Annotated in this window: 1 protein-coding gene; it reads left to right on the top strand. The window is 53.4% G+C overall.

Annotated features, from left to right (window positions below):
• The coding region (gene tuf / locus AACS05_RS24835) for an elongation factor Tu (protein ID WP_045438182.1) at positions 1-1004 on the top strand (1004 nt) is incomplete at both ends.

The raw sequence follows: 1004 nt of genomic DNA, 5'->3' as shown, positions 1-1004 counted from the left end.
AGATCGATAACGCTCCGGAAGAAAAAGCTCGTGGTATCACCATCAACACTTCTCACGTTGAATATGACACCCCGACTCGCCACTACGCGCACGTAGACTGCCCGGGCCACGCCGACTATGTTAAAAACATGATCACCGGTGCTGCGCAGATGGACGGCGCGATCCTGGTTGTTGCTGCGACTGACGGCCCGATGCCGCAGACTCGTGAGCACATCCTGCTGGGTCGTCAGGTAGGCGTTCCGTACATCATCGTGTTCCTGAACAAATGCGACATGGTTGATGACGAAGAGCTGCTGGAACTGGTAGAAATGGAAGTTCGTGAACTTCTGTCTCAGTACGATTTCCCGGGCGACGACACTCCGATCGTTCGTGGTTCTGCTCTGAAAGCGCTGGAAGGCGAAGCAGAGTGGGAAGCGAAAATCATCGAACTGGCTGGCTTCCTGGATTCTTACATCCCGGAACCAGAGCGTGCGATTGACAAGCCGTTCCTGCTGCCTATCGAAGACGTATTCTCCATCTCCGGTCGTGGTACCGTTGTTACCGGTCGTGTAGAGCGCGGTATCATCAAAGTTGGTGAAGAAGTTGAAATCGTTGGTATCAAAGAGACTGCTAAGTCTACCTGTACTGGCGTTGAAATGTTCCGCAAACTGCTGGACGAAGGCCGTGCTGGTGAGAACGTTGGTGTTCTGCTGCGTGGTATCAAACGTGAAGAAATCGAACGTGGTCAGGTACTGGCTAAGCCGGGTTCAATCAAGCCGCACACCAAGTTCGAATCTGAAGTGTACATTCTGTCCAAAGACGAAGGCGGCCGTCATACTCCGTTCTTCAAAGGCTACCGTCCGCAGTTCTACTTCCGTACTACTGACGTGACTGGTACCATCGAACTGCCAGAAGGCGTAGAGATGGTAATGCCGGGCGACAACATCAAAATGGTTGTTACCCTGATCCACCCGATCGCGATGGACGACGGTCTGCGTTTCGCAATCCGTGAAGGCGGCCGTACC

It is taken from the genome of Citrobacter sp. S-77 (assembly GCF_963864895.1).
Lineage (GTDB): Bacteria > Pseudomonadota > Gammaproteobacteria > Enterobacterales > Enterobacteriaceae > Citrobacter > Citrobacter murliniae.
Note: the sequence above shows the minus strand (reverse complement) of the source record. Positions and strands in the feature narration are given on the sequence as shown.